Raw genomic sequence first — 26,588 nt, forward strand, 5'->3', positions numbered from 1 at the left:
GCCTATGTATTTTAACAGCAAGCACCGATTTTTCAATCGGCGCTTGTAGTCTTATGCCTTGCCGGGATCCTTGATGGCTTCGACCTTGTCGAATTCGACGTTCTTGAGGACCCCGTCTACCTTTTCCACACGCCGGATGTAGACGTTCTGGATGATGTCACGCGTCTTCGGGTCGATCTCTACGGGCCCACGCGGGCTCATCCACTTGAGCCCCTTGACGGCCTCCATGAGCGCTTCGCCGCTGGCATTGCCCCCCGTTTTTTCGAGGGCCTGATAGATCAGGTGCATGCCGTCGTAGCCGCCAACCGACCAGAAGTTCGGGCGCTCGCCGGGGTAGGCCTTCGTGTATGCCTGCACAAACTGATGGTTTTCGGGCGAGTCGTGCGCATCGGAGTAGTGGAAGGACGTGATGAGCCCCAGTGCTGCGTCGCCGATGGCGTCGATCACGTCTTCGCTGTCGATGTCCCCAGTGGCGATCAGCTTGATGCCGGCCTTGTCCAGCCCACGTTCTTTGTAGGCCTTGATGGCGGCCACGCCCTGTTCACCCGCCGGGACGAACAGGAAGACGGCATCTGGATGCAGGTCCTTTGCCTTTTGCAGGAAGGGTGCGAAGTCCGGGTTCTGCGTCGGTGTGCGGACAGAGCCGACCATCTTGCCGCCGGCTGCTGTGAAGGTCTTCACGAACTGTGATTCGGCATCATGACCCGGGCCGTAGTCGGCTGAAATACTGTAGACCGTCCGGATACCGTTGTTGGCCGCCCAGCTTGCGATCGGCGCGGTGACCTGGGGGAGCGTCATGGACGTGCGCACGATGTACGGCGACTGGCTGGTGATGGATGAGGTTGCTGCATTCATCACCACCATGGCAGTTTTGGTTTCCGTGGCCAGTGGCGCTACCGCGAACGCTGACGGCGTCATGCCAAAGCCGCCCAGAACGTCGACCTTGTCCTGAATCAGCAGGTTCTGTGCCTGACGCTTGCTGACCGCCGGTGCGATGCCGGTGTCGTCCTTGATGATGAGTTTGATCGTGCGGCCGGCGACCGTGTCGCCGTGCTGCTGCATGTACAGCCGTGCGCCGTTTTCGAGCTGATGCCCGTGGGCGGCGAAAGGACCGGACATGGGCAGGACCATGCCGATCTTCAGGTCCTGGGCGGCCGCCGTGCCGATGGCCGCCAGGCCGATGCAGGTGGCAACGAGTGTCTTCAGGATATTCATGTGTCTCCTCCGTGGAATTGAATGGGCGTGGTCAGTGATCCAGACCGCAGAAGTTTTCAGCGATGGCCGTCTGTGCGGCCTTTGAACCCCGGGTGTATTCCAGCTCGGCGAGCTGGATCTGGCGCTCGAATGGCTGGTCTGAGAGCTTGTGCATCAGCGTGGTCATCCACCACGAGAAGCGCACGGCCTTCCAGATGCGGCCCAGCGCGCGGTCTGAATACTGTTCGATTGCGTCTGGGTGGCCACCACTGTAGTGTGCGTGCAGGGTGTGGGCCAGTTCCTGTGCGTCGCCGATGGCCAGGTTCAGCCCCTTGGCGCCAGTAGGCGGCACGATGTGTGCTGCGTCGCCGACCAGGAACAGGCGGCCGAAGCGCATGGGTGTGCAGACATAGCTGTGCAGCGGCGTGATGCTCATCTCCAGCGCCGGACCCGTCTGCAGGTTTGCGGCCAGATCGCGCGGCAGCCTGCGTTCGTATTCCACCCAGAAACGGTCGGCGCTCCATTGGCGGATGTCTTCGTTCTTCGGTACCTGGAGGTAATAACGGCTACGGGTGCGCGAGCGCAGGCTGCACATCAGAAAGCCCTCTGGATGGTTGATCCAGGAGACTTCCTCGGAAACCGGTGTGACGTCGGCCAGGATTCCCAGCCAGCCAAAGGGAAACGCGGTCTCGAATTCCTGCTTGCGTTCAGCGGGAATGGACTGCCGCGACACACCGTGGAAGCCGTCGCAGCCGGCGATGAAATCGCACTCGATGCGGTGTTCCTGGCCGTCCTTGTGGTAGCTGACCCAGGGCCTTTCACTGTCGAAGTCGTGCGGCTGAACGTCTTCGGCCTCGTAGTGGGTGATGCCACCCGAGGCCTGGCGCGCCTGCATCAGGTCGCGGGTCACACGCGTCTGGCCGTAGACCAGGGCGTGTTTGCCGACCATCCCGAAGTCGATATGGCAGCGTTCTTCGCCCCAGCGCAGGTTGAAGCCGTTCATGTGCAGGCCCTCACGCTCGGGCTTGTCGCCCACCCCCGCTTCCTTCAGGGCCTGGACCGTCGGGGTTTCGAGGACGCCGGCGCGGATTCGCCCCAGGACGTAGTCCGGGTCGCGGCGCTCCAGGATGATGTTGTCGATACCGCATTTTTGCAGCAGTTGACCCAGTACCAGGCCGGCGGGGCCGGCGCCGATGATCACCACCTGGGTTCGTTCAGTAGGCATTCGATTTGTCTCCAGTATCGTCTTTGATTGTCGTGGCGGGCGGGGTCGGCGCCGCCCTCAGGGTTCTTCGAAAGTGATCAGTCCCATCCCGGTCGTCATGGGCGCGTAGTAGTGCTTGTGGACGCGGCGCGGGTTGGGCGACAGCGCCCCGCGCATGGTGAGCCACATGATGAGTTCGATACCCTCGGCGCCCGCCTGTTCCATGAGCTGCTGATGGGTGAGTTGCGTCAGGCTTACGGGGTCGTGTTCGATCTGTTCCAGGAAGTTCCGGTCGAAGTCCTGGCTCATGGCGCCGAAGCGTGGTCCCTGGAGCTGGTGCGACATGCCACCGGTGCCGATCACGACCACGCGCAGGTCGCGCGGGTCCGACTCCACTGCTTTGCGGATGGCCTGCCCCAGACGGTAGCAGCGCCGGGCGGTGGGCAGCGGGTGCAGCAGCACGTTGACCGCCAGTGGTACCGCCGCCACTGGCCAATCCGGTTCGGGGTCGAAGCAAAGATGCATGGGCACCAGGAAACCATGTTCCACGGACATCTCCTGGCACATGGTCAGATCGAACTCGTCATAGACCAGTGATTCGCACAGATGCCGGGAGAATTCGAAGTCCCCGCGGATACGTGGCAGCGGGCGCACCCCCATGCCTTCGTCGGCGATCGGGTAGGCGTCGGCGCACCCCACGGCGAAGGTGGGATATTTGTTGAAGAAGAAATCAGCCCCGTGGTCGTTGTAGACCATGATCACCACGTCCGGGTGCAGCGACCGCAGCCATTCGCGCACCGGAACGTAGGCATCGAACAGCGGCTTCCAGGCGGGTTCATTCTGGGCCTTGCGGTCGTAGGCGCCGCCGATGGACGGGACGTGCGAGGTGCCGATACCGGCAATGATTCTGGCCATGATCAGCGGGCTCCTTTGGCGTTGCGTGAGGCGAGAAATTCTTCGTAGCTTTCGCCGCGCATCTGGGCGCCCATGCGGTACAGGCCATGTCCCACCACGAAGCCGAGTTTTAGCAGGAAGTAGATATTGCCGCCGGCGGCATTCAGTCCGGCCCAGTCGCGCTGGCGGATCAGTTGCTTTTCGGTTTCGTTCAGGCCGTAGTCTTCCAGGTAGGCTTCCTCGTCATTGCGGTAGGCCTGCCGGTTGGCTTCTACGGTCAGGGAGTTGCACATCCGGTTGATGCGGTATCCCCGGTGGGATTCTTCGAGATTGAACACCCGGATGTCCGGAATCGGATTTCTCGGGTCGAGCTGCTGCGCAGTCATGCCTGGCTCCTTCTGCGTTTCCTTCGCGTCTTCGCACGAAAATGGATGGATGTCTGCTGCCCTCGGGCAGTGGTCCATGACCATGATCGCAACAGGGAGAACAATACGGAAGGGTTAAAAAGGACGATTGATTGCACTTTACGGACAGGTCGTCAGGCGATAGTCAAATACGATTGACTTGATTAAGACAATCAATTTTACTTATTCATCCAGGCCCCCTACACTGAACCTGTTGGCACTTTCGCCACTCACTAACCAGACAGGGAGCTTTTTACATGTCTTTGATCAACACCCAAATCAAGCCCTTCAAGGCAACTGCCTATCACAACGGCAAGTTCGTCGATGTGACCGAGCAGACCGTGGCCGGCAAATGGTCTGTGTTCGTGTTCTACCCCGCCGACTTCACGTTCGTGTGCCCGACCGAACTGGAAGATTTGGCCGACCATTACGCTGAATTCAAGAAGCTGGGCGTGGAAGTCTATTCGGTGTCCACCGATACGCACTTCGCCCACAAGGCCTGGCATGACACATCCGACGCGATCAGCAAGGTCACCTATCCGATGCTGGGCGACCCCACCCATTTGCTGTCGCGCAACTTCGACGTGCTGATCGAAGAAGAAGGCGTGGCGCTGCGTGGGACCTTCGTGGTCAATCCGGCCGGCGAAATCAAGGTCCTGGAAATCCATGACAACGGGATCGGCCGGGATGCATCCGAGCTGCTGCGCAAGGTGAAGGCCGCGCAATATATCGCTGCGCACCCGGGCGAAGTCTGCCCCGCGAAGTGGGAAGAAGGCGCCAAGACGCTGACTCCGTCCCTGGATCTGGTCGGCAAGATCTGATTGGTCCAACGCCCTGTCCTCTCCGATCCGCCTGTGCGGATTGGCGGTTCAGGGGTGCCGAGCGCGGCAGTCTTGCTGCTGCTGGTCATCCGCCGTCCCCCCGGGGCGGCGGGCTTCCCGGAATGAAACAGGCGCTGCGACCGATTTGAACGCTCGCACGGGGATCGTGCGCCTTCTTGAAAGAGGTGAGGATATGCTGGATGCAACTTTGAAAGGTCAATTGGGAACCTATCTCGAGCGGGTGACACTGCCGGTCGAGCTGCGGGCCTGCCTGGATGGTGGCGCCCAGTCCCAGGAACTGCGTGCGTTTCTGGATGAAATCGCTGCTCTTTCCGACAAACTCACGGTGGTCGAAGACTCGGCGACAGATGCGCGCCGGCCTTCATTTGCCATTGCCCGCGCGGGGACGAACATTGCCGTGCGCTTTGCAGGGATCCCACTGGGGCACGAGTTCACTTCCCTGGTGTTGGCGCTGCTGCAGGTAGGTGGCCATCCGCCCAAGATCGACGAGGCGGTCGCGGAGCAGATCCGCAACCTGCCGGGCGACCATCATTTCGAAACCTATTTTTCCTTGTCCTGCCAGAACTGCCCGGACGTGGTCCAGGCCCTGAATGCGATGTCGGTCATCAATCCGCGCATTCACCACGTGGCGATCGACGGGGCGATGTTCCAGGACGAGGTGCAACGGCGCGAAGTTCTCTCCGTGCCGGCCGTGTTCTTGGATGGCGAACTGTTCCACCAAGGGCGCGCCGGGGTGGAGGAACTGCTTGCGAAGCTCGACGCCGGTGACGATACGGCCAAGGTCGAGGCCCTGAATGCGCGGGATGAATTCGACGTGCTGGTCGTGGGCGGCGGCCCCGCGGGTGCGGCGGCGGCCGTCTACGCGGCGCGCAAGGGCATTCGGACGGGCGTCGTGGCCGAGCGCTTCGGCGGGCAGGTGCTGGACACGATGGCGATCGAAAACTACATTTCGGTCCTGGAAACCGAGGGGCCGAAATTCGGCGTTGCGCTGGAGCAGCACGTCAAGGCCTACGAGGTGGACATCATGAACCTGCAGCGGGCCGCGAAGCTGGTGCCGGGCAAGTCCATTGCGGTCGAATTGGCCAGCGGGGCCACCTTGAAGGCCAAGACCGTCATCCTGTCCACCGGCGCGCGCTGGCGCCAGATCAATGTGCCCGGTGAGGACGAGTACCGCAATCGGGGCGTGGCCTATTGCCCGCACTGCGACGGGCCGCTGTTCAAGGGCAAGCGTGTGGCAGTCATCGGTGGCGGCAATTCCGGTGTGGAGGCGGCCATCGACCTGGCGGGGATCGTGGCGCACGTGACGCTCATCGAATTCGGTGACGCGCTGCGGGCCGACGATATCCTGCAGCGCAAGCTGCGCAGTCTCTCCAACGTAGATGTCATCACCTCGGCGCAGACCACGGAAATCCATGGCGACGGCAAGCGAGTGGTGGCCCTGAGCTACAAAGACCGTGCCACGGAGCAACTGCATCGCGTGGAGCTGGAAGGCGCCTTCATACAGATCGGGCTGATCCCGAATACGGAGTGGCTCAAGGGGACGGTGGAACTGAGCCCTCACGGTGAGATCGTGGTCGACGCACGTGGGCAAACCTCTGTTCCGGGGGTGTTCGCGGCAGGGGACGCCACGACGGTGCCTTACAAGCAGATCATCATCGCGGCGGGCGACGGCGCGAAGGCGGCGTTGTCTGCCTTCGATCACCTGATCCGCACGTCCGTGGACAGCGCCGAGGTCATCTCCGCCTGATCCACCAGGGTTCCAGGGCCAAGCCCCCGGAACCCTGTCCGAAATTCTCTGCAAACCCCTAAAATAGGGCCTTTCCCGATGAAGGAAAGGCCCCATGTTTGCGCATTATGGCGTGATCAACCTCTGGACCTATGTGGCCGGCGTGGTGTTCATCATCCTGTTGCCCGGTCCGAATTCCCTGTTCGTGCTGGCGACTGGCGCAAGCCGCGGAGTGCGCGCGGGTTACCAGGCAGCCTTCGGGGTCTTTCTCGGGGATTCCATCCTCATGACGCTCACGGCGGCCGGTGCGGCCTCGGTGCTGCAGCTCCTGCCGGTGCTGTATCTGGTGCTGAAGACCGCAGGGGCGCTGTATCTGTGCTATCTGGGCATTCATCTGCTGCGCTCGGCGTGGCGTCCCGGGCCGGCGCGTGCCCAGGTCGTGAGCGGTGGGACGGACGGCCGTTTCCGCAAGGCGCTGCTGCTGAGCCTGCTCAACCCCAAGGCGATCCTGTTTCTGCTGTCGTTCTTCGTGCAGTTCGTGGATCCGCACTACACGCATCCGGCGCTGTCGTTCTTCATCCTGGCGGCGATCCTGCAGACCTGCAGCATTCTCTACCTTTCCGTGCTGATTTTCGGCGGCACGCGCCTGGCTGCGTTCTTCCGGCGGCGGCAGATGCTGGCGCGCACCGGCAGCGGCCTGGTGGGGCTGCTGTTTCTGGGGTTTGCAGGGATGATGGTGTTCGAGGAATAGTCCGCCCGTTGTGTGTTGTGGCGTGCGGCTTTTATACTGCGTGGCAAACCCATGTGCGACGGAGCGCGTGGCAACCGGTGGGGGGCACATGCGGGATCCGATGGATGGAGGAGGGCAGACCGAGCCAGTCGAGCCCCCTTTGCTGGAGCTGCGGGGCATCAGCAAGCGCTATCCCGGCACGCTCGCCAATGACGCCGTCGGTCTTCGCATCATGCCTGGCGAGCGGCATGCCCTGCTAGGTGAAAACGGCGCTGGCAAGAGCACACTGGTCAAATGTATTTACGGCGTGGTCCGGCCCGACGCGGGGACGATTCTGTGGCGGGGCCGGCCGGTTCATGTGTCCAGCCCTTCGGAAGCGCAGCGTCTGGGCATCGGCATGGTATTTCAGCACTTCTCGTTGTTCGAGACGCTGACGGTCGCGCAGAACATTGCGCTGAGCCTGCGTCATGTAGGCGGCCTGCGGCGGCTCTCCGAGCACATTGCCGAAGTCTCGCAAGAATATCGCCTGTCGGTGCAGCCTGATCAGCCGGTCCACAGCCTGTCGGTGGGAGAGCGCCAGCGCGTGGAGATCGTGCGCTGCCTGCTCCAGGATCCACAGCTTCTGATCATGGACGAACCCACGTCGGTGCTCACGCCGGGCGAGGTCGATCTGTTGTTCGAGACCCTGCGGCAGTTTACCCAGGGCGGGCGCAGCATCCTGTACATCAGCCACAAGCTCGAAGAGGTTCGCGCGCTGTGCACGGCAGCGACCGTTCTGCGCGCGGCGCGCCAGGTCGGGTGCTGTGACCCTCGTATCGAAAGTGCCCATGGTCTGGCTCGCATGATGATGGGCAGCGAGCCCCCCGTCCTGAAGGCCCGCGAGGCGCCCACCGACGGTGGGGGCCGGGTGTGTCTGCAGCTCGATAGCCTGACCTGTCGTCCGGCCGATCCCTTCGGTACCGCGCTCGAGGATCTGAACCTGGCGGTTCATGAAGGAGAAATCGTCGGTATCGCCGGTGTGGCGGGCAATGGTCAACAAGAGCTTCTCGCCGCGCTCTCGGGTGAGCGCCAGGGGTTGCCGGCCGAGATGATCTGGCTCGATGGCCGGCCGGTGGGCGGCCTGAGCCCGGCCGGGCGCCGGGCCCTGGGTCTGGGCTTTGCGCCCGCAGAGCGCCTGGGTCGGGGAACGGTGCCCGAGATGTCGCTGGTGGACAATACATGCCTGACGGCTTACCAGAGCGGGCTGGTGCGTCATGGCTTCGTTCGCGGTGCGGCCGTGCGGAAGATGGCCGGCGAGATTTGCGAGGCGTATCGCGTAGTGGCAAGCAGCATGGACGCAGAGGCGCGCAGCCTGTCGGGCGGCAATCTGCAGAAGTTCGTGATGGGGCGCGAAATCCGTCAGACTCCTCGGATGCTGATCGCGGCCAACCCGACCTGGGGGGTGGACGTCGGGGCGGCCACGGCGATCCGTCAGGCGCTGATGGACCTGGCGTCTGCCCAGCGGACGGGTGTGTTGCTCGTGTCCGAGGATCTGCACGAGCTTTTCGAGATCTGCGACCGGATCGCTGTCCTGTACGAAGGCCGTCTGTCGGCGGTCGTTGCGGTTCGGGATGCCGACCGCGACGAGATCGGGCGCTGGATGGCCGGGCTTTCGGGTCCGGCGGCTGGTGTGCAGGATGATGGAGGCCGTCGTGCGACTGTCGCTTGAACCGCGCCTGCAGCGCTCTCGCCTCATGCGGTTGGCCTCGCCCCTGCTGGCGGGGGTGCTGACGGTGATCCTGGGTGGAATCCTGTTTGCCGCGCTGGGCCGGGACCCCCTGGAGTCACTCTACGAATTCTTCATCAGTCCGATCAACAGTCTCTACGGGGTCAGTACCTGGCTGCTCAAGGTCGCGCCGCTGCTGTTGATCAGCATGGGGTTGGCGATTGGCTTCCGGGCGGGTGTCTGGAATATCGGCGCAGAAGGGCAGTTCACTCTGGGGGCCATCTGTGGCGGGGGCGTGGCCCTGCTGTTCCAGGGCCACGGCGGCTGGTGGCTGCTGCCGCTGATGACGCTGGCGGGCGCCGTGGGGGGTGCATTCTGGGCGGCTATTCCGGCTTTCCTGAAGACTCGCCTCAATACTAATGAAATCCTGACCAGCCTGCTGCTGGTGTATGTGGCCGAACACCTCCTGCAGTACCTGGTGCATGGTCCGTGGCGCGACCCTCAGGGCTACAACTTTCCTCAGACTGTGGCGTTTGATACGCCAGCGACCCTGGCGCCCATCCTTTCAGGCACTCTGCTCAATGTGGCGACCGTGGCCAGCATCCTGGTGGTGCCGTTGGCCTGGCTGCTCATGCACCGGATGTTCTTCGGGTTCCAGGTCAGGGTCTCAGGCCTCTCGGAACAGGCCGCCGCCTACGCAGGCTATAGTCGCTCGCGCATGGTCTGGATCACGATGCTGCTGGGGGGGGGCCTGTCTGGGCTGGCGGGCCTGTTCGAGGTGGCTGGCACGATCGGCAAGCTGCAGCCGGTGATATCGCCGGGCTACGGCTTCACGGCCATCATCGTGGCCTTCCTGGGGCAGCTTGAACCCGTTGGCGTGTTGCTGGCCAGTCTGCTGGTGGGGCTGCTGTATGTCGGGGGCGATCAGATCCAGATCTCGTTGCATCTGCCCAGCGCCGTGGCGGGGGTGTTCCAGGGCATGCTGCTGTTCCTGGTGCTGGCGACGGATGTGCTGATCCGCTATCGCGTGCGCATCGTGCGCACGGCGCCGGCGGGTCGCGCCGATCAACCGGTGGAGGGCTGAACGTGGCCGACGGTATTCTGGTATCGACCCTGGTGTCCACCGTGCAGGCGGGCACACCGCTGGCGCTGGCGGCCATGGGCGAACTGATCGTGGAACGCTCGGGGGTCCTCAATCTGGGCGTGGAGGGCATGATGCTCGTGGGCGCGGTGGCTGGCTTCATCACGGCCGTGGCGACCGGAAGCCCTGCGCTGGGATTGCTGGCCGCGATTCTGGCCGGCGCACTCATGTCGCTGCTCTTCGCGGTTCTGACCCAGCATCTCATCGCCAATCAGGTCGCCACGGGGCTGGCGCTGACCATCTTCGGGACCGGCCTGAGCGCCTTCATGGGCAAGACCTACACGGGCATCTCTCTGTCAGGCATCCCGGTTTGGCGTATCCCGGGGCTGAGCGATCTGCCGTTCGTCGGCAAGGTCCTGTTTTCGTATGATCCGCTGGTATATGTGTCCTGGCTGACGGCGCTGGGCATCTTCGTTTATCTGTACCTCAGCCGGCCGGGGCTGAAGCTGCGGGCGGTCGGAGAATCGCCTGACGTCGCCCATGGCCTGGGGTATCCGGTCGTCCGCATGCGCTATCTGGCGATCCTGTTCGGCGGTGCCCTGGCAGGCTTGGGCGGAGCCTATCTGTCGCTGGTATATACCCCATTGTGGCAGGAAGGCATGGTGGCCGGCCGCGGGTGGATCGCCCTGGCGCTGGTGGTGTTCGCCACGTGGCGTCCTGGCCTGGTTCTGGCGGGAGCCTATCTCTTTGGCTTTCTGACGGTATTCCAGTACCAGGGGCAGTCGATGGGGCTCGGCATCCCACCCGATTTTCTGGCGATGCTGCCCTATCTGATCACCATCGTCGCGCTCGTGTTCATCTCGATGGACAGGACCCGTGTGCTGCTGAATACGCCGGTGTCGCTGGGCAAGCCCTTCCATCCCACGGCGTGAGCCACTCGTGACAAAATGAGAGTAGATTAAGCCCGTCGCCGCGCGGCGGCGCCGCAGGCCGGATTCATCACGCAAGCAGTCATCAGACAGGACTTCAGGGGACGAGAGATGGACAAGAAGCGCAGGGATTTACTCAAGGGCATGGCGGTGACCTCCGCCGTCGTCGGGGCGGCCGGGTGGCCTGGCCTGGGGGTCGCAGCCCAAGACAAGCCTCTGAAGATCGGGTTCGTGTATGTCGGCCCGACCGGGGACTTTGGCTGGACTTATCAGCATGACCTGGGTCGCAAGGCCATCGTCAAGGCGCTGGGCGACGCGGTCAAGACCACCTATGTGGAAAATGTGGCCGAGGGCTCGGACGCGGAGCGCGTCATCCGCGAGCTGGCGGCCAAGGGCAACAAGCTCATTTTCACCACCTCCTTCGGGTACATGGATCCGACCATGCGGGTGGCCAAACAGTTTCCGGATACCAAGTTCGAAATGTGCACGGGCTACAAGCTGGCGCACAACGTCGGCACCTACATGCCCCGCTTCGTCCAGGGGCGGTACCTGACCGGCCTGATCGCCGGGCACATGACCAAGAGCAACGTCATCGGCTATGTCGCGCCGTTCCCCATCCCCGAGGTGATCCGTGGGGTCAACGCCTTCACGATCGGGTTGCACCAGATCAACCCCAAGGCACGGGTCAAGGTCGTGTTCATCAATAGCTGGTTCGATCCGGGTAAAGAGCGCCTGGCGGCGGAAACGCTGATCAACCAAGGGGCGGACATTCTCAACAAGCATACCGATTCTCCCGCCGTGATCCAGGTGGCCGAGAGCAAGGGTGTCTATTCCTTCGGCTACGACTCGGACATGCGCCAGTTCGGACCGAAAAGCCAGTTGACGTCCATCGTGTTGAACTGGGAACCGTTCTACGTGGAAACGGCCAAGCAGGTTCTGGCCGGTACGTGGAAGTCGCGGGACGCCTGGTATGGCTTTGCGCATGACTGGATCCGTTTGTCACCGTTCCTGCCTGCGATCCCGAAGGACGTCGTGGCTCTGGTTGAAAAGCAGAAGCAGGCCATCATATCGGGCGGCTACGAGATCTTCCAGGGGCCGTTGCGCAATCAGGCGGGCAAGCAGGTGTTGGCCCAGGGCGCGACCCTGAGCGACAACGATGTCCGCAACATGAATTATTTCCTGGAAGGTGTGGACGGCCAGTTGCCCAAGAGCTGACCGGCTTCCCTAGGGGCAAGGTGGTTCAGTTCCTGGGGACCGACCAGGTGCTGACCGCCTGTGCCACCGGCTCTCCACCCGCGTCTGGGACCAGCAGGACTTGGCCTGCCGTCAGGCGGCCGGTCTTGAGCAGGCTTGCCCGGGCGGTCACGCCGCCCGCCGGTGCCTTGCGCAGGAAGTTGATCGTCAGGCTGGCGGTGACCGCTTCCGGGTTGCCCGTGGCGCCGACCACCGCAGCATAAAGCGCCAGGTCGGCGAGGCCCATCAGCATGGGGCCGGCGATGATGCCGCCCAATCGCTGGTTGGACGGATTGGGTGGCAGGCGCAGGGTGGCGTTGCCATAGCCGATATCCAGGATCTCGACGCCCAAGACAGCCGCGAACGGGTGCAGGCGCTGCAGCAAGTCTTCGAATCCTTCCACCGTGATCTTCGCCGTGGACGAGGGTTGCACAGCGGCAGCAGTCTGGGGCATGGCTCTGAGGGCAGTGGAAAAGCCCATAGTACACTGGTGTCCGGACAACAGGACGTGTGAGCAGACGATGCAGACACCGGGAATTCGTGTGTGGGTGATGGTGGCCGGCTTGTGCCTGGCCAGTGAGGCCTGGGGCCAGAGTGCGTCGGCCCAGACCCAGACTGACGCCGGCCCGGTCAGCGCTTCCCAGTGCTGGATCCGACAGCTTCCGGCCCCGGCGCCATCCGGCGGGTTCCTGCTCATCCACAATTCGGGGGCGTCGACTGCCGTGCTCAAAAGCGTCGATTCACCGGATTACAAACAGGTCATGATGCATCAGACGACGGAGTCGGGCGGCATGAGTTCCATGTCCGCGGTCCATGATCTGAAGGTCCCGGCCGGCGGCGACCTCGCCTTCCGGCCCGGCAGCTACCATTTGATGTTGGAACAGCCGCGCGCCGGGCTGAAGGTCGGCGATACCGTCGAGATGCGATTCCGGCTCGCGGATGGGGCTGAGTTCTCTGCCGCCTGCGCGGTCAAGCCTGCCAATGCTATGCCAGGCATGCGGGGTATGCCTGGCATGTCCGGGCGTGGCGATATGAAAGGCATGTCGGGCCATGGTATGCGCTGACCGGAAGGCGCTTGGCGCCGGTGTCAGGGGCGCGTGACGGGTTCCGCGCCGCTCTGTACGAATTCCAGCACGGCGCGATTGAAGGCCCTGGGGTTGGCCAGATTCATGCCATGGGCCGACAGCGCGATACGCACGCGCCTGGCCTGCGGCGCGAGCAGTTGCAGCCTGTCTTGCCGGCTGCCGTATTTGGCGGGGCTTTGGCTGCCTCCCACCAGCAGCAGAGGGCAACGGATACCGGCAGCTTCGGCTGGCGCAACTGGCAGGTTGGCCTCGCGGATCTGTGACAGCAACGTCATGGCATTGTCGCGCACCATGTCCTTGAACCAGCCCACCATCTTGCGCCAGGTGTCCTCGCCGTTGACGGTGTCGATGAAGTCCTTCAGCGCGTCGTCGACTTGTCCCGATTGCAACTGCTGTACGGCGCGCGTGTAAAAAGGCACTGATTCCGGCTCGTCATCGAAGCGAAACCCGGGGTCGGCCAGCGTCAGCGAGCGGCACAGCTCCGGTGCTGACCGGGCGAAAGCCAGGGCTACCTGCGCGCCCCGTGAGTGCCCCACGATGTGGACGCCTTCTGCAATACCCATCGCCTGTACCAGATGCACCAGATTGTCGGTGTGCGCCTCGATCGCGTAGCCTGCCTGCGGGTGCACGCCGGTGTCGGGCCAGCAGCCGTGCAGGCTGGGCGCAATCACGCGGCAAGTCTCGGCCATGGCCGGAATCTGCCAGCGCCAATAGCGGTAATCGCACAACGATCCGTGGACCAGCAGAATCGTGGCGCCGCGCCCGGCTTCCGTGTAGTGCAGGGTCCCATCAGGCAGGCTGATCCGGTCCGCGGGCAGGTCCGGGTGCGATGGCATTACAGCAGCTTCAGGCGGCTCTTGGCGGTCTCGGCAGCCGAGCTCTTGGGGTATTCCTTGGTGATGCGCTGCAGGCTCGCCTTGGCCCCTTTCATGTCGTTGAGTTCGATCTGGTCTGCGGCCGTCACCAGTAGCGCGTCTGGCGCCTTGGGCGAATCCGGATGTGCCTTTACCAGGGCCTGCATGGTCTGGATGGAGTGCTTGAAGTCCTTGGAGGCGTACTGGCTGCTGCCCAGGTAAAAGCGGGCATCCGTGGCCTGGTTGCTGTCGGGGTACGAAGAGATAAAGGTCGAAAAGGCCGACGCGGCTTCCTTGTAGCGGCCGCCGCGGTACAGGTCGGCTGCCGCGCTATAGGCCGCCTGTTCCTGCGGGTCGCCGGCGCCCTGCTGCTGCTGCTGATTGTTGGCCTGTTGTTGGGGACCGTTTTCGGGTTGGGCCGAACCGCCGTGCTGGCTGTTGGAAACCATCTGGTTCAGCTCTTCGACGCGGCCGCGCAGTGTGGCGATTTCCTGGCGCATCATGTCGACCTGGTCCGCAAGCTGCAGCTGACCTTGCTGATTCTGTGTTTTCAGTTGATTGACCTGAGCGCGTAGTTCCAGGATGGCCTGCCGCGCTTCGTCATCGGAAAATGCCTGCGCAGGGGCTGCGACCGAGAGCGCAATCAGCGTTGCGGCAGAGATCAGGCTGAGTCGGTGCGTGAATGCGTGCATATGATTCGTCCCATAAAAAAACGCCGTAGCGTCAGCCGCTACGGCGCTGTTGCGGCCTTTCGGCGATCAGCGCTGATAGTCGATATCAGCGCGACGGTTCTCAGCGTAGTCAGCCTCGGTGGTACCCGTGGCCTTAGGACGCTCCTTGCCGTAGCTGATGGCTTCGACCTGGTTGGCATTGACGCCCAACAGAGTCATCATGCGTGCCACAGCGTCGGAACGGCGTTGGCCCAGTGCCAGATTGTATTCCGCACTGCCACGAGCGTCGGTGTTGCCTTCGATGCGGACTTTCTGGCTGGTATGGCCAGTCAGGTAATTCGCATGCATTTCGATCATCGGGCGATATTGGTCTTTGACCACATAGCTGTCAAAATCGAAGTAGACCGAGCGTTGTTGCGCGAGCGGGCTTTGAGGATTGAACGGATCCATGACTTGCCCTGCGGACGCCGAATTCGAACCGGCTGCTCCATTGCCGTTGTGATCCAGCGGCACAGAGCTACATGCCGCCAGGGAGGCGGCAAAGACGGCGACTGTCAGAGTCCTGGTGATGCGCGAGCTCATTTAATGTCCTTTAAGAAAAAAGAGTCACACGAAAAAATCATTTTGTGAACGGGCCCCAGGCTGGTTCGCGGACCTTGCCATTGAGTACCGATAGAGTCTGCCGGACTCGGCCGTCGGTCGACGTCACCGCCAGTACGCTGCGCCCGTTCTGGACGGCGCTGTACAGCACTTGCATGCCATTGGGTGCGTAGCTGGGAGACTCGTCGTCCGGGCCATCCGTCAGGGTCTGTGCAGAACCCGAGTTCAAGGCTTGGCTGGCAATTCTGAAAGCACCATTACTGCGTGTAACATACACCAGTTGCTGTCCATCCGGCGATACCCTAGGTGAGACATTGTAACTACCTGAGAAGGTCAAGCGTTGCGCCTCGCCGCCAGCGACCGGGACCTTGTAGATCTGCGGGCTGCCGCCGCGATCGCTGGTGAAGACCAGGGACTGGCCGTCGGGCGTGAAGTAGGGCTCTGTGTCGATCAGCGGGGACCGCATGACGCGGCGCAGGTTCGAGCCGTCGGAGTTGATGGTATATATCTGTGAAATGCCGTCCATTGAGAGCACGATCGCAAGGTGGCTGCCATCTGGCGACCAAGCCGGGGCGCTGTTGTTACCCTTGTAATTAGAGATTGGCACCCGCTGCCCGGTCGTCAGCGTCTGCACGTAGACCACCGATTTGCCGGATTCGAAGCTCACGTAGGCCAGTTTGTTGCCGTCCGGAGACCACGTCGGCGAGATGATCGAGTGTGCGGATCGCAGCATGACCTGCGGATTTTGGCCGTCGGCATCAGCAATTTGTAACTCATAGGTGTTGCCGGTCTGCAACACATACGCGATGCGTGTCGAGAAAACGCCGCGTACGCCGGTGATCTTTTCGTAGATGCGGTCGGCAATCCGGTGCGCAATTCTGCGCATTTCTGGCTCGGTGCCGGTGAAGGTGGCCTCGTCGAGTTGGGCCTTGCGGATGTTGTCCACGAGACGGTAGCTGACTGAATACTGGCTGCCGTTCTGGCTGATCGATCCGTACGCCAGATAGTTGGCGCCGCGCGACTGCCAAGTGCCGTAATCGATCGGGCTCTGGACGGTCAGGTTTGCGCCAGCGGCGCTGATCAGCTTGAACTGGCCCGATCGGGTCAGGTCGGCGCGGATCACCTCCGGGGCGGAGGTACCGCCGCTGTTACCGGCGAAGTCGGCAATGGCGATCGGGTATTGGGTGGCGCCGACGCCGGAGATGTCGACACGCAACTGGGCGTGGGCACCGGAAGCGCCGGCGACGGTCAGCGCCAGGCCTAGCCCGGCGGCCGCCGCGCGCCGCCATAGGCGCCCGATAAAGCCGGAGGCGTTCAATACGGTCATGTTTCGATCTCCTTAGTCGTACATGTAGTAGTTCACGTCAATATACGATGGGTATTTGCCGCTGGGGGGTTTTGGGAAGGGTGAGCAGGCCAGAATACCTCTGCGGACCGCTTCGTCAAAATTCGGATTGCCTGAGGAATGAGTCAGGGTAGCATCCTGCACTTTTCCGTTGGCATTCAATTGGGTGCGGAATTGTGCCGTTGGGTTGCTGGAACCCCCACGCGGCGGCACGTTGAAGATCACGCCCGGCTGTACGCAGGCACGGACCTTTGCGGCGTAGCCATCGTTGCCTCCACCGCCCCGCTGGTTACGGTCGGCGGTGCCGTTGGGCATGCCGGCGGCTTCCATCGCCGCTCCGCGCATGGCGGCCTTCAGGGCATTCCGCTTGGCGGCAGCTTCTTTCGCGGCCTTTTCTTTGGCTGCCTTGTCTGCAGCGGCTTTGGCTGCCGCTTCTTTGGCCGCTTGCTCCTTGGCTGCCTTCTGGGCGGCAGCCTTCTCGGCAGCCGCCTTGTCGGCAGCTTCCTGTGCAGCTTTTTCCTGCGCTGCTTTCTGAGCCGCAGCTTTTTGCGCTGCCGCTTTTTGCGCTGCGGCCTTGTGGGCGGCGGCCTGCTGAGCAGCTTCCTGGTCAGCCTTTTCCTGCGCCGCCTTGTCGGCAGCTTCCTTGGCTGCTTTGTCCTTGGCGGCCTGGGCTGCGGCTTGTGCGGCCTCGGCCTTTGCCTTTTCGGCTTCTTCCTGTGCCTTTCGCTGGGCGTCTTCACGCGCCTTGCGTTCCTTGGCCAGTGCGATCTCAGCATCGGCCTGGGCCTTCACCGCTGCAGCCGCCTGCGCCTGAGCTTTCGCGAGGGCCTGTGCCTGTTGGGCCGCCTGGGCCTGGGCTGCTTCTTCTGCAGCCTTCTGGGCAGCTTTTTGGGCGCTGTCGTCCGGGGGTGGAGTCTGGGGCTTTGGCTCGGGTTGCGGCTCGGGCTTGGATTCCTGGGGCTGCTCTTCGGGTGCAGCCGCTTCCGCCACAGTGCCGTTGGACCAGAGCTCGACCTGTACCGGGCCGGGGTTGTTTGGTGCGGCCGCGAAGCCGAATACCATCAGCAGGATCAGCAGGCCATGCGCAGCCGCCGAAATGATCAGGCCGTTTCGGTCATCCCGCTCGTCGGGACTCGCATCGCCGTTCGTGTTGCTTGAATGATGAAACCAGGTCATGGGGCGAAAGTTTGGCAGCGCCTTATCGCGCGCCGGATGCAGTTTGATTGACCAGCAGGCCCAACTTGCCCACGCCACCGTTGCGCAGTTCGTCCATGATGTGCATGACCGATTCGTAGGGCACCTTGCCGTCGGCTGAGATCACGACGGGGGTGTCCGGTGTCGCCGCCGAGCGGATTTCGGCGAGCAGGTTGGCTTTGTCGACGGGGCGGAACGAGGCTCCGCCTTCGCGCACGCGCATGGACAGGTTGCCCTGGGCGTCGATCTGAACCTCGATCGGTTGCGTGGTGACCTGTGACGCCGTACCCACTGTTGGCAGTTCGATCTGGCCCGGGGTGATCATGGGCGCCGTCACCATGAAGATCACGAGCAGCACCAGCATCACGTCGATGTATGGGACGACGTTGATGTCGTTGTTCATCCGACGCTGCTTGCGGCCACGGCTACTTTGAGCATGCATGTCAGTGCACCTGCCGTTGCAGAATGTTCAGGAATTCTTCCACGAAGCTTTCGAAGCGGATGGACAGGCGGTCGATCTGGCTGGTGTAACGGTTGTAGGCCAGCACGGCCGGGATCGCGGCGAACAACCCGATGGCCGTGGCGATCAGGGCTTCGGCGATACCGGGGGCGACGGCGGCCAGCGTGGCCTGCTGCATGGTCGACAGGCCCATGAAGGCGTGCATGATCCCCCAGACCGTGCCCAGCAGCCCAACGTAAGGGCTGACCGAGCCGGTGGAGGCCAGGAAGGTTAAGTGCGACTCCAGGCCATCCATTTCGCGCTGCAGGGCGGCGTTCATCGCTCGCCTTGGTGCATCGAGCAGCGTGTCGCCGCGGCTGGACGACCGGCGCGCCTTGACGAACTCGGTCATCCCGGCGTCGAAGATGCGGGCCAGTGCACCGTGCTCGTTGCGGCGGCTGGCGATGGCCTGCTGCAGCACCGTCAGGTCTCCACCCGCCCAGAAATCGTCTTCGAAGCGCCGGGTCTGTTCGGCCGCGCGCCGCAGTGCGGCGCGCTTGCTGAAGATGAATGTCCAGGACAGCAAGGATGCCGCGAACAGCAGCAGCATGATGATCTGGACGGGGAAACTGGCATGGCCAATGAGGGACAGCAGCGACAGATCGCTAGAGGCTTGCATGGTTAGTGAAGGGCCTTTTGCAGAAGATCCCTGAGTGAGGGCGATAAACGAGTGGGTTTGAACGTGACGGCGTGCACGGTGCAGATCTGGATCTCCGCCGTCACCAGCAGCGTTTCATTGCGCCGCGCCTGTTGGTGGAACTGGATGGTCGAAGCGCCCAGCCCGTCCACAGACGTGTGGACGTCGATGCGGTCATCCAGACGGGCCGGTTGCCGGTAGGCAAGGTCCGCATGTCGGACGACAAACATCAGATGTTCTCGTGTTGCCAGTTCACGTTGGTCGACTCCGAGTGCGCGCAGCCATTCGGTGCGGGCGCGCTCGAAGAACTTCAGGTAATTCGCGTAATAAACGACACCCCCGGTGTCGGTGTCTTCGTAATATACGCGAATCGACAGCACGCCGGGCGGGTGTGTGAACGCAGAAATCATTTTTTAGTGAGGCCGTGTGACAGATGCAGAAGCCCGAGGATAAGGGCATGCTGCACCACGGCAGCCTAGAGTGATTTTAGCGTTTCCAGAATGGTTGTGACAGCGTCGGCCGGTGCGATCCGGCGTGCCTGGGTCTCGCGCCGGGCCTGAATTTCCACCACGCCTTCCTTCAGACCCCTGTCGCCCAGCGTGACGCGCAGCGGCACACCGATCAATTCCCAGTCGGCGAACATGATACCGGGACGTGTATCCCGGTCGTCCAGGATGACGTCCACGCCTTGGGCCAGGAGCGCCTGGTACAGCGTTTCGGCGGCGTTTCGTACTGTTTCATTTTTGGCGATACCGATGGGGCATAGCACCACTTCGAACGGCGCGATCGCGCGCGGCCAGATCATGCCGCGCTCGTCGTGGTTCTGCTCGATGGCGGCGGCCGAAATGCGGCTGATGCCGATGCCATAGCAGCCCATCTGCAGCATCGCCGGCTTGCCGTCGGTCTCCAGGAACGTGGCGTTCAGCGCGCGTGAATACTTGTCGCCCAGGAAAAATACATGGCCGACTTCGATCCCCCGCTGGATCGACAGGTGGCCGCCTTCCGGCGAGGGGTCCCCGTCCACGACGTTGCGCAGGTCGGTGACCAGGCTGGGTTCCGGCAGGTCGCGTCCCCAGTTCACGCCCGTCAGGTGGTAGCCCGGTTCGTTGGCGCCGCAAACGAAGTCGCCCATGTGGGCGACCGTGCGGTCGGCGATGACCGTGACGGCATCCGCGTCCAGGCCGACTGGCCCCAGATAGCCCGGCGAGCAGTGGAAGACAGCGTCGATCTCGGCCTCGGTGGCCAGCCGGTAGCCCGCTTCGAAGCCCGGTAGCTTGCTGAGCTTGATCTCGTTGGTTTCGTGGTCGCCGCGGATCAGCAGCAGCCAGATGTGCGCAGGTCCCTTGGCGGGATCCGTGGCCAGTACGACGGATTTCACGGTCCGGGCCAGGGCGATGCCCAGATGTTCGGCCACGAGCTCGCACTTCGGGCAATCTGGTGTCGCTGTCCGGGTCAGGGCGGCGCCTGCCGCTTCGCGGCTGGGCAGCAGGCAGGGGGCTTCAGCCAATTCGATATTGGCCGCATAGTCGCTGTCCGGGTTGTAGACGATCAGGTCTTCGCCGGTATCCGCAATGACCTGGAATTCGTGGCTGCGTGAGCCGCCGATGGACCCGGTGTCGGCTGCTACCGCGCGGAAGGTCAGCCCCAGGCGCGCGAAGATGCGTTGATACGCCTGGTACATGATGTCGTAGCTGGCCAGCGCCCCTGCTTCGTCACGGTCGAACGAGTAGGCGTCCTTCATGGTGAATTCCCGACCGCGCATCAGGCCGAAGCGCGGCCGGCGCTCGTCGCGAAATTTCGTCTGAATGTGGTAGAAGTTCAAGGGCAACTGCCGCCAGCTGTGGATTTCGTTGCGCGCGATGTCGGTGATGACTTCCTCGGACGTCGGCTGCAATACGAAGTCTCGCTGGTGGCGGTCCTTCATGCGCAACAGTTCCGCGCCGTATTTTTCCCAGCGTCCTGACTCCTGCCAGAGCTCGGCAGGCTGCACGACAGGCATCAGTAGTTCGATCGCCCCGGCACGGTTCATCTCCTCGCGCACGATGGTCTCGATCTTGCGCAATACCTTCAGGCCCATGGGCATGTAGGTATAGATGCCTCCGGCGATTTTTCGGATCATGCCCGCCCGCGTCATCAGCTGGTGGCTGACGACTTCCGCTTCTGCGGGGGCTTCCTTCAGGGTGTTCAAGTGGTACTTGCTGGCGTGCATGGTAGGGATTCCGGTTGGTACGTATAATCGACGGTAATTGTATTGAATTCACAACCGAGGTGGCCCCATGTTGGATCGCGAAGGCTACCGTCCCAATGTCGGCATCATTCTCGTCAACCAGAAAAATGAGGTTTTCTGGGGCAAACGGATTCGGGAACACGCTTGGCAGTTCCCACAGGGCGGCATCAAGCACGGCGAAACACCCGTTCAGGCGATGTACCGCGAGCTCAACGAGGAAGTCGGCTTGCGCCCCGAGCATGTGCGCATTCTGGGTCGGACCCGTGACTGGTTGCGCTACGACGTGCCTGAACACTATGTGCGTCGCGAGCTGCGTGGCCATTACAAAGGCCAGAAGCAAATCTGGTTCCTGCTCCGCATGGTCGGGCATGACAGCGACGTGACCTTGCGCGCCAGCGATTCACCAGAGTTCGATGCTTGGCGGTGGAACGCTTACTGGGTGCCGCTGGAAGCCGTCATCGAGTTCAAGCGCGAAGTCTACACTCTTGCCCTCAATGAACTCTCGGCGCTGCTGTTTCGGCGCGGCCGTGAAAACCGTTATTTGCGGCATCGCAGCCCGCGCAGCGGCACGCATCGGGATGACACCGGCGCTCGTCGTCCGTCCATCGATACGGCCCATGCAGTCAAGCGGGGACCCGACTGAAAAGATTATGATGAACTCCTTTTCGCGGCGCCCCGCGCCAGCACCCAAAAAGGTTTGATCGCATGCTCCAAGACCTAGATGCATTGTCCCAGAGGATTCAGCAGGTCGTGCAGCTCGCAGGTGGTCTGCAGTCCGAACGCCGTGCGCTGCAGGCTCGCATCCGCCAGCTCGAACAGGAATATCAGGTCCTGAAAGACCGACATCAGCGCGAACAGGCGGAATTCACGCGCATGTCCGAGCGGATCGCACAGCATGACCAGGAAATTCAGGCGGCGCGTGACGAGTCCCTGGGGTTTCGCACGGCCCTGGAGGCCCAGGTGCGCGAGCAGCGGTCCCGTGCTGACGACCTGCAGCAGCGCCTGGGGCAAGTCGAGGCCGAGCGCGGCCGGCTGCGCCAGGCAGCGACGGGCGCACGCCAGCAGATTCAATCCATACTCGAGCGCCTTCCCGGCGCGGAGGCCTGATCCATGGAACGCATCGATGTCTCGATCCTGGGGCGCGATTATTCGCTCGCATGCCCCGCAGACGAAAAGGCTGCGCTGCTGTCGGCCGTGCGGCATGTGGACCAGCGCATGCTGGCCATCAAGGGCAGCGGCAAAGTCGTCAGCAACGAGCGCATTGCCGTAATGGCGGCCATCCAGATCGCCAACGAGCTTCTCACCATGCGTGCGCCCGATGGTCCGCTGAGCCATATTGCCTTGGGTGATTTCAAGGGTAAAATCGATACCATGAACGGCATGCTGGACACTGTGTTGGGCGCTGCCGAATAGAAACATTTCCGGGCGCCTCATGGTGTCCGGCCCGGTAAGTCCCTGCCGTGTTCGTGACTTGGCCATACATTCCTTGAACCAATGCTATATGGCATAGGTTGCCGGATTGCCTGGTAGGAGTGCTACCTTAACTGGATAGCCCGAAGCCTCGCTGATGGCGACCACCGTGAACCTCCGGTTCCGGGATGCCGGCCACAACGGCACAGGCGGGGCATGCTCAGAAGGCCCGTCGTGGTAATCGACGGGCCTTCCCTTTTGATGCGTCGCCGCAGACCGTGCGGGGCGCCGACGCCGGCCCCGACGGCGGCAACACACCTGTCGCAGGAGTGCTCATGCGGGCAAACGCATCTATCAGAGACCTTGGGCTTGCGTTCATCGTGGGTCTTGCGATCCTGGCGGGGCCGGCTCGCGGTGCGGCTGCGGCGGAGCCATCGGAGCCGCAGGCGACGCTGTCCGCCCATGCCACCTCGGAAGTCGCGCAGGATCAGGTGACGGTCACGCTGGCGTCCGAGGTCTCCGGGGCAACCCAGGCCCAGGTCTCGCAGGCGTTGAATCAGCGCCTGCAGGATGCGCTGAAACGGGCCGGGCACCCGGCCGACGTCACCGTGCACAATGGCGCGTACCGGATCTGGCCCATGAACGATCGCGATGGAAAGCTTTCTGAATGGCGCGGCCGCGCCGAGATCCTTTTACAGTCGCAGAACTTCGATGCCGCCTCGCGTCTGGCGGCGGACCTCAGCACGCAGATGCCGGTCGCCGGCCTGTCGTTCTCGGTCTCGGATGCGCGGCGCTCCACCGAGGAGCGAAAGCTGCTGGATGAGGCAGTATCGGCGTTCAAGTCGCGCGCGCAGGCGCTCACGCAAGCCTTGGGATTCGACCGCTACCGCCTGAAGTCGGTGGATCTGGAAGATTCGGGCATGGCGCCGGTTTCGCCCGGGCCGCGGATGATGCGCGCCATGGCGGCCGATGCGACCCCCGTCCCGCTCGAGGGTGGGCGTGAGCGCGTCAGCGTTTCAGTTCGGGGGTCGATCTTTTTGCTGCCCAAATGAATAGCGCCACCCCGATGAGGACCATGGGGATGGACAGGAGCTGTCCCATGGACAGACCGCCGATCAGCAGCCCCAGGAAGTCGTCCGGTTCGCGGGTGAATTCGACCAGGAACCGGAAGGTCCCGTAGCCCATCAGGAAAACGGCGCTGATCTGTCCGATCGGCCGCGGCTTGCGGGCGAACCACCAGATGATTCCAAAGAGTGCGAATCCTTCCAGCCCCATCTCGTAGAGTTGGGACGGATGGCGCGGGATACCGTCGTGGGCGCCGGGGAAGATCATGCCCCAGGGCAGGTCGGTGGGGCGCCCCCATAATTCGCCGTTGATGAAATTGCCCAGACGACCCGCAGCCAGCCCCAGCGGGATGAGTGGTGCGGTGAAATCGCCGATCTCCAGCAGCGTGCGTCCGCGGCGATGGGCGAAAAACAGCAGGGCCAGCACGACGCCGATCAGGCCGCCATGGAAAGACATGCCGCCCTCCCAGACCTGGAAGATCGCCAGCGGGTGGGCCAGATAGTCCTCGGGCTTGTAGAACAGCACATACCCGAGGCGGCCACCCACCACCACCCCCAGTACGCCGTAGAAGATCAGGTCTTCCAGATCGTTCAGCGTCAAGCCGCTGGGGTGATGGTGGATGCGCCAGCGCCCCAGCAGCCACGCCAGACCGAAACCGGCCAGATACATCAGGCCATACCAGTGGATGGCCAGGGGTCCGATCTGCAGGGCGATGGGGTCGATGTGCGGGTAGACGAGCATGTGCGGGAGTGGGCGAAAAAGAATCAAGGATAATACCGTGATCGGGATCGCGCGAGGAGAAGCTGTGATGGGTGAAGGATATCGTGGGCATTGCCGGCGTCAGCCCGGGCGGCCCCGGGTTGGAGTGCGTGTGTTGTGGCCTCTGGTCTGGCTGCTGGTCGCGTGCACGGGGTTTTGGGCATCCATTGCTGGTGCCACACAGACCACTGTACCCGACACACCCACTCTCTCGGCTGCCGAGGGCCAGGCGTTGGCCGCGAAGAACCAGTGCCTGGGTTGCCATCAGGTGGACAGCCGGCGAGTGGGGCCGCCGTTTCGCGCGGTCGCGCGGCGCTATGGCGGGCAGCGTCAGGCGGCGCAATACCTGGCACAGGTGATGCGTCGGGGAAGCAGCGGGCAATGGGGCGCCATTCCCATGCCGGCACAGGTGCGGTTGTCGCCGCAGGATGCGCGGAGCCTGGCACAGTGGATTCTTTCACTCAGTCAACACTGAGCGCCGACGAATATTTTGTGTATCGGGCCGCCGCGCGGCAGCGGCGGCGCAGTATCATTTTGAAACTGGCCTTGTCACCCGTGACCGGGATGCCGGTCGGGTCGTGTGGGGCACTGGATGGGCGTGATGGATCGGGCCATTTTTGGTGGTGGTTGTTTCTGGTGCATGGATCCGGTCTTCCGGGCGTTGCCAGGCGTCGAAACCGTCCAGGCTGGCTACTGCGGCGGCGATCTGGAGGCTCCCACCTATGAACAGGTCTGCCGCCAGGATACCGGGCATGTCGAATGTGTGCGCGTCGATTTCGATGCGGGTCTCGTATCGTACCGGACGCTGTGTGATGTCTTTTTTGGCACCCATGATCCCACCACCCTGGACCGCCAGGGACACGATGTGGGGCCGCAGTATGCGTCGGTAATTTTCTATCTGAATGAGGACCAGCACGTCCGCGCCATTGGTGCGCGTAACGAGGCCCAGGAGGCCTTCGATTCGCCCATCTGCACGCGCATCGAGCCTGCCGGCAAATTCTGGCCGGCCGAGAGCTATCACCAAGAATACTACAGGCACAATCCTGAGCAGGGCTACTGCCAGTTCGTCATCGCGCCTAAGATGGCCAAGTTCCGCAAGCGTTTTTCGGCGCTGCTGCGGGGCGCGTGATGGCCTGGGCCGGCGTCAGCTGGCCTCCAGGTGCTTGCCCCATCGGGTACCGGGGCGAGTGAGCGCCGCCATCCCGGCCAGGATCGCCAGAGTCATCAGTACGCGCCCCAGCAGGATCACCCAGAGGCTTGCCCCAAGCGCCAGGATCAGCAGCGTGTCCTCGATCAGCGCGTGGCATAGCGACAGCCAGGACAGGGCAAGCAAGCGCGTTCTCCGGCTGTAATTCTCACGCTCTGCGGCGTCGATGATGAGTGCGCCACCATAGGCCAGGCCCAGCAGCACGCCCACGGTGGTGAGCGGTGCGGCACGTTCCTCCAGCCCTGACAGCTTCAGCACGGGCGTGAGCAGCCGCGTAACGATCGGCGTGATCTTCAGGCGTTCCAGGACATCCAGCAGGACGACCAGTATGACGATGATCAGCAGGATCAGGATCATGGACTCAGTGGTGGACAGCAGCCAGCTTGCCAGGTCTTCCGGACCCTGGCTCAACGAGGCGTCCTGCTGCATCCAGTTCAGCGACACCGGCGACTGCATCCAGTTCATGGCCTCACAGATGCGTGCGACGGCAGTGCCGCAGACTAGCGCAGCCCCTACGCGCAAGGCCCCGGTGATCAGGGCGCTGGCCCCGGCGCGCCGTACGATGGATTGCTCGGTTGGGATGTTGTGCGCGAACAGCATCATGAGTCCCAGTGCGCTGACCTGGGCCACGCTCATGTGCATGCCGTCTGAAAGCGCCGCCATCGACGCCATGCCGCCGTAAATGTTGGTGATGGCGGTCGTGACCCAGATGATGCCGGCTTCGGGCGGCAGCCCCAGCAGGGCGAGGAGGGGAGCCAGCGCCTCGCCCGCGGCACGTACCCAGCCCAGCCGGTCTGCCACATAGACGATCGCCATCACGGGCAGCATGATGCGCGCCACCGTCAGGAACATGTGAGTGCTGCGCCGGCGGATGGTTTGAAAGTAGCTGAACATGGGGTTTGGAAGTGGTGAGGCGGGCGGCTGGACCCGGTCATGACGCATTGTAGGCAACTTGGCTTGCGCGGCGTAAAACAAGCGTGCTATAGTTCGGTCTCTTCGCGGCACAGCGCCCGGGTTAACCCTGGTGTTACAGTTTCAAGTCATTGATTTGTCGGCATTTTTGCCCGATCGATGGTGGGGCTGGCAGCGGGGG

General features: G+C 62.9%; 30 protein-coding genes and 1 other RNA gene. 15 read left to right on the top strand and 16 right to left on the bottom strand.

What is annotated here, in order from left to right; translation table 11 throughout:
- Nucleotides 1–51 precede the first annotated feature (51 nt).
- The 4 genes from EPN31_RS12830 to EPN31_RS12845 are packed head-to-tail and all read right to left on the bottom strand — an operon-like array spanning nt 52 to nt 3,678.
- Entirely contained in the window at nt 52–1,215 is a 1,164-nt protein-coding gene (locus EPN31_RS12830) for an ABC transporter substrate-binding protein (protein ID WP_291773786.1), read from the bottom strand.
- Nucleotides 1,216–1,246: 31 nt separating this feature from the next.
- Nucleotides 1,247–2,419 carry a 4-hydroxybenzoate 3-monooxygenase gene (gene pobA / locus EPN31_RS12835; RefSeq protein ID WP_291773788.1) on the bottom strand — a complete coding sequence of 391 codons (1,173 nt, stop codon included), beginning with the start codon at nt 2,417–2,419 and terminating at the stop codon, nt 1,247–1,249.
- A 57-nt stretch (nt 2,420–2,476) separates the two neighbouring features.
- A complete protein-coding gene (locus EPN31_RS12840; RefSeq protein WP_291773790.1) occupies nt 2,477–3,313 on the bottom strand; it encodes a class III extradiol dioxygenase family protein in 837 nt (278 codons plus the stop codon).
- A gap of 2 nt (nt 3,314–3,315) precedes the next feature.
- Nucleotides 3,316–3,678 (bottom strand): protocatechuate 3,4-dioxygenase, encoded by a 363-nt coding sequence (locus EPN31_RS12845; RefSeq protein WP_291773792.1) that lies wholly within the window; start codon nt 3,676–3,678, stop codon nt 3,316–3,318.
- Between the two features lie 275 nt (nt 3,679–3,953).
- On the opposite strand from EPN31_RS12845, the gene ahpC reads away from it, so the two are divergent.
- The 7 genes from ahpC to EPN31_RS12880 all read left to right on the top strand — a co-directional run bounded on the left by ahpC (nt 3,954) and on the right by EPN31_RS12880 (nt 11,924).
- Nucleotides 3,954–4,517, top strand: a complete 564-nt coding sequence (gene ahpC / locus EPN31_RS12850) for an alkyl hydroperoxide reductase subunit C (protein WP_291773794.1) — start codon at nt 3,954–3,956, stop codon at nt 4,515–4,517.
- A gap of 193 nt (nt 4,518–4,710) precedes the next feature.
- Nucleotides 4,711–6,285, top strand: a complete 1,575-nt coding sequence (gene ahpF / locus EPN31_RS12855) for an alkyl hydroperoxide reductase subunit F (RefSeq protein ID WP_291773796.1) — start codon at nt 4,711–4,713, stop codon at nt 6,283–6,285.
- Between the two features lie 94 nt (nt 6,286–6,379).
- Nucleotides 6,380–7,015 (top strand): leucine efflux protein LeuE, encoded by a 636-nt coding sequence (leuE, locus tag EPN31_RS12860; protein ID WP_291773798.1) that lies wholly within the window; start codon nt 6,380–6,382, stop codon nt 7,013–7,015.
- A gap of 88 nt (nt 7,016–7,103) precedes the next feature.
- Nucleotides 7,104–8,702, top strand: a complete 1,599-nt coding sequence (locus EPN31_RS12865) for an ABC transporter ATP-binding protein (protein ID WP_291773800.1) — start codon at nt 7,104–7,106, stop codon at nt 8,700–8,702.
- Between the two features lie 25 nt (nt 8,703–8,727).
- Nucleotides 8,728–9,783 carry an ABC transporter permease gene (locus EPN31_RS12870; RefSeq protein ID WP_291773874.1) on the top strand — a complete coding sequence of 352 codons (1,056 nt, stop codon included), beginning with the start codon at nt 8,728–8,730 and terminating at the stop codon, nt 9,781–9,783.
- Between the two features lie 2 nt (nt 9,784–9,785).
- A complete protein-coding gene (locus EPN31_RS12875) occupies nt 9,786–10,712 on the top strand; it encodes an ABC transporter permease (protein ID WP_291773802.1) in 927 nt (308 codons plus the stop codon).
- Between the two features lie 108 nt (nt 10,713–10,820).
- Nucleotides 10,821–11,924 carry a BMP family ABC transporter substrate-binding protein gene (locus EPN31_RS12880; RefSeq protein ID WP_291773804.1) on the top strand — a complete coding sequence of 368 codons (1,104 nt, stop codon included), beginning with the start codon at nt 10,821–10,823 and terminating at the stop codon, nt 11,922–11,924.
- Nucleotides 11,925–11,949: 25 nt separating this feature from the next.
- Here EPN31_RS12880 and EPN31_RS12885 read toward each other — a convergent pair whose 3' ends face one another.
- Nucleotides 11,950–12,396: a PaaI family thioesterase gene (locus EPN31_RS12885; protein ID WP_291773806.1), complete on the bottom strand. Its 447-nt coding sequence runs from the start codon at nt 12,394–12,396 to the stop codon at nt 11,950–11,952.
- 67 nt (nt 12,397–12,463) lie between these two features.
- Between EPN31_RS12885 and EPN31_RS12890 the strand changes: the two genes are divergently transcribed.
- Entirely contained in the window at nt 12,464–13,006 is a 543-nt protein-coding gene (locus EPN31_RS12890; RefSeq protein ID WP_291773808.1) for a copper chaperone PCu(A)C, read from the top strand.
- Between the two features lie 23 nt (nt 13,007–13,029).
- Here EPN31_RS12890 and EPN31_RS12895 read toward each other — a convergent pair whose 3' ends face one another.
- The 9 genes from EPN31_RS12895 to EPN31_RS12935 all read right to left on the bottom strand — a co-directional run bounded on the left by EPN31_RS12895 (nt 13,030) and on the right by EPN31_RS12935 (nt 21,036).
- A complete protein-coding gene (locus tag EPN31_RS12895) occupies nt 13,030–13,863 on the bottom strand; it encodes an alpha/beta hydrolase (protein WP_291773810.1) in 834 nt (277 codons plus the stop codon).
- Nucleotides 13,863–14,573: a tol-pal system protein YbgF gene (gene ybgF / locus EPN31_RS12900; protein ID WP_291773812.1), complete on the bottom strand. Its 711-nt coding sequence runs from the start codon at nt 14,571–14,573 to the stop codon at nt 13,863–13,865. Before ybgF ends, EPN31_RS12895 begins: the two co-directional genes overlap by 1 nt.
- A gap of 66 nt (nt 14,574–14,639) precedes the next feature.
- Nucleotides 14,640–15,134 (bottom strand): peptidoglycan-associated lipoprotein Pal, encoded by a 495-nt coding sequence (pal, locus tag EPN31_RS12905; RefSeq protein WP_291773814.1) that lies wholly within the window; start codon nt 15,132–15,134, stop codon nt 14,640–14,642.
- Between the two features lie 37 nt (nt 15,135–15,171).
- Entirely contained in the window at nt 15,172–16,479 is a 1,308-nt protein-coding gene (gene tolB / locus EPN31_RS12910) for a Tol-Pal system beta propeller repeat protein TolB (RefSeq protein ID WP_291773817.1), read from the bottom strand.
- A 12-nt stretch (nt 16,480–16,491) separates the two neighbouring features.
- Nucleotides 16,492–17,673 carry a cell envelope integrity protein TolA gene (tolA, locus tag EPN31_RS12915; RefSeq protein WP_291773819.1) on the bottom strand — a complete coding sequence of 394 codons (1,182 nt, stop codon included), beginning with the start codon at nt 17,671–17,673 and terminating at the stop codon, nt 16,492–16,494.
- A gap of 22 nt (nt 17,674–17,695) precedes the next feature.
- Complete coding sequence (gene tolR, locus EPN31_RS12920) at nt 17,696–18,133, bottom strand: protein TolR (RefSeq protein WP_291773822.1); 438 nt, start codon at nt 18,131–18,133, stop codon at nt 17,696–17,698.
- 1 nt (nt 18,134) lies between these two features.
- On the bottom strand, nt 18,135–18,809 hold the full coding sequence (gene tolQ / locus EPN31_RS12925; protein ID WP_291773824.1) for a protein TolQ: 675 nt from the start codon (nt 18,807–18,809) through the stop codon (nt 18,135–18,137).
- Between the two features lie 2 nt (nt 18,810–18,811).
- A complete protein-coding gene (gene ybgC / locus EPN31_RS12930) occupies nt 18,812–19,237 on the bottom strand; it encodes a tol-pal system-associated acyl-CoA thioesterase (protein ID WP_291773826.1) in 426 nt (141 codons plus the stop codon).
- Nucleotides 19,238–19,302: 65 nt separating this feature from the next.
- Nucleotides 19,303–21,036 (bottom strand): proline--tRNA ligase, encoded by a 1,734-nt coding sequence (locus EPN31_RS12935; RefSeq protein ID WP_291773828.1) that lies wholly within the window; start codon nt 21,034–21,036, stop codon nt 19,303–19,305.
- Nucleotides 21,037–21,103: 67 nt separating this feature from the next.
- On the opposite strand from EPN31_RS12935, the gene EPN31_RS12940 reads away from it, so the two are divergent.
- The 5 genes from EPN31_RS12940 (at nt 21,104) to EPN31_RS12960 (ending at nt 23,516) form a co-directional block, all read left to right on the top strand.
- Entirely contained in the window at nt 21,104–21,697 is a 594-nt protein-coding gene (locus EPN31_RS12940; protein WP_291773830.1) for an RNA pyrophosphohydrolase, read from the top strand.
- 62 nt (nt 21,698–21,759) lie between these two features.
- A complete protein-coding gene (locus EPN31_RS12945; protein ID WP_291773833.1) occupies nt 21,760–22,161 on the top strand; it encodes a hypothetical protein in 402 nt (133 codons plus the stop codon).
- Between the two features lie 3 nt (nt 22,162–22,164).
- The gene (locus EPN31_RS12950; protein ID WP_291773835.1) at nt 22,165–22,467 is read left to right on the top strand and encodes a cell division protein ZapA; all 303 of its coding nucleotides are present in this window, start codon (nt 22,165–22,167) and stop codon (nt 22,465–22,467) included.
- A gap of 36 nt (nt 22,468–22,503) precedes the next feature.
- Nucleotides 22,504–22,684, top strand: a non-coding RNA gene (gene ssrS / locus EPN31_RS12955) — 6S RNA.
- Between the two features lie 115 nt (nt 22,685–22,799).
- Nucleotides 22,800–23,516: an SIMPL domain-containing protein gene (locus tag EPN31_RS12960; protein ID WP_291773837.1), complete on the top strand. Its 717-nt coding sequence runs from the start codon at nt 22,800–22,802 to the stop codon at nt 23,514–23,516.
- Here EPN31_RS12960 and lgt read toward each other — a convergent pair.
- Nucleotides 23,473–24,270 carry a prolipoprotein diacylglyceryl transferase gene (gene lgt, locus EPN31_RS12965; RefSeq protein ID WP_291773876.1) on the bottom strand — a complete coding sequence of 266 codons (798 nt, stop codon included), beginning with the start codon at nt 24,268–24,270 and terminating at the stop codon, nt 23,473–23,475. The genes EPN31_RS12960 and lgt overlap by 44 nt on opposite strands.
- Before the next feature lie 130 nt (nt 24,271–24,400).
- Here lgt and EPN31_RS12970 point away from each other — a divergent pair, with 130 nt between their 5' ends.
- Nucleotides 24,401–24,763, top strand: a complete 363-nt coding sequence (locus tag EPN31_RS12970) for a c-type cytochrome (protein WP_291773839.1) — start codon at nt 24,401–24,403, stop codon at nt 24,761–24,763.
- Between the two features lie 126 nt (nt 24,764–24,889).
- Nucleotides 24,890–25,417: a peptide-methionine (S)-S-oxide reductase MsrA gene (gene msrA, locus EPN31_RS12975; RefSeq protein ID WP_291773841.1), complete on the top strand. Its 528-nt coding sequence runs from the start codon at nt 24,890–24,892 to the stop codon at nt 25,415–25,417.
- A 15-nt stretch (nt 25,418–25,432) separates the two neighbouring features.
- Here msrA and EPN31_RS12980 read toward each other — a convergent pair whose 3' ends face one another.
- Nucleotides 25,433–26,389 carry a nucleoside recognition domain-containing protein gene (locus tag EPN31_RS12980; protein WP_291773843.1) on the bottom strand — a complete coding sequence of 319 codons (957 nt, stop codon included), beginning with the start codon at nt 26,387–26,389 and terminating at the stop codon, nt 25,433–25,435.
- Nucleotides 26,390–26,588 lie beyond the last annotated feature (199 nt).

The sequence above is a fragment of the Castellaniella sp. genome (assembly GCF_004321985.1).
Taxonomy (GTDB): Bacteria; Pseudomonadota; Gammaproteobacteria; order Burkholderiales; family Burkholderiaceae_B; genus Castellaniella.